The 1,445-nt window shown below is 62.4% G+C and carries 1 protein-coding gene; it reads left to right on the top strand.

From position 1 onward, the window contains the following. Positions 1-1,445: hemagglutinin repeat-containing protein (locus tag BMZ24_RS19305; RefSeq protein ID WP_143077981.1), on the top strand; the 1,445-nt coding region annotated here is incomplete at both ends.

The following is a 1,445-nucleotide window of genomic DNA, read 5'->3' as shown; positions in this document are numbered from 1 at the left end:
AAGGACAGATCCAAGGTCGCCGCCTATCTTGAATCCATAACCCGGGATGAGGTCACGGGTCTTGAAAGCGGCGCAAATATCGCGGCCGCCGTCAACGTGGATATCGAGGCCGACTCTTTCAGCAATCATGTCAGCCGGATCTCCACTGCCACCGGCGATATATCCATCGTTGCCGATTCCTTTGAAAACGCAGGCCAGGATATCTTTGAACATCGGACCATTGAATGGGCCCGGGCGCATGCCAACGAACACAAGAGCCCGCGGCTGGCTGTGGAGGGGCGTGGAACGGAGGTGGTCAGGACTGCGATCGACCATGCCTACGGCACCATAAGCGCGGGTGGCAGGGTTTCGATCAGCGCGGACCATGCCTTGAACGGCATTTCGGAAAATTCGGGGATGGCCCCCGGCGGGATCGGGTCCATATCCTATGACGGCGGCATCGGTTCAAGCGGCAGCGTCATCGCCCCGCCCAGGCCGGAGAGCCTGGATCAAAGTGTGGCCCATCTTGACGACCTGATCGGCTTTCTGCCGAGGGACGGCCTGTTCATCGTCAACACGACTCCCGGCCACCGCTATCTGATCGAAACCAATCCGGCCCTGACCAGCATGGCCCTGTTTTATGGGTCCGACTATTTCCTGCGCCGAACAGGCATCGATCTGAGCAAGACGCGGCAGCAGCTTTTAGGCGACGCCTTCCATGAAACCCGGCTGGTGCGTGAGCAGATTTTCGCCCTCACGGGGCGGCGTTTTCTTTCGGAATCCCTGTCGGGCGACGCCGAGCAGATGCTCGCGCTCATGGACAACGCCGTCGCCGCCCGGGAAGAATTGAATCTGAGCGTTGGCGTGGCCCTGAGCGCGGAACAGGTCGCGGCCTTGGCCTCGGACATCGTCTGGCTCGAAACCCGCGTGGTGGAAGGGCATGAGGTGCTGGTTCCCGTTGTCTATCTCTGCCGAAACAGCCTCGACACCATCGCCCGGGGCGGGTCCGTCATCGTTGGCCGCGACGTGGAGATCCATGCCTCGGGCGACACGGCCAACAGGGGCGTGATCAAGGCCTTGGGCGATCTGGCCATCAGCGCCAGGAATGTCTTCAACACCTTCGGCACCATTCAGGGCGACACCGTGACCCTGGAAGCGGGCGAGTCGATCTTCAACACCAGCGGGCTGATCAAGGGCCGCGACGTATCCCTTGCCGCCGGACAGGACATTATTTCCGGCACGGCCAAAACCACCTTTTCGGCCGAAGAGACGACCCGCAGGACGCTTGGCCGCATGGGTCCGGGCATGGCAGGACAGGCTGGCGCTCCGGTTTTTGGCGTTTCCTCAACCATCCGAAGCACCAGCGAGACCGTCGGCCAGCGGGGCGCCATCGAGGCCACGGGCGATCTGTCCATGCAGGCCGGGCGGGATATCGGGATCATCGGGAGCGACGTGAAGGCCGGGGG

The sequence above is a fragment of the Desulfomicrobium norvegicum genome, from assembly GCF_900114595.1.
In the GTDB taxonomy this organism is placed as follows: Bacteria; Desulfobacterota; Desulfovibrionia; order Desulfovibrionales; family Desulfomicrobiaceae; genus Desulfomicrobium; species Desulfomicrobium macestii.
Note: the sequence above shows the minus strand (reverse complement) of the source record. Positions and strands in the feature narration are given on the sequence as shown.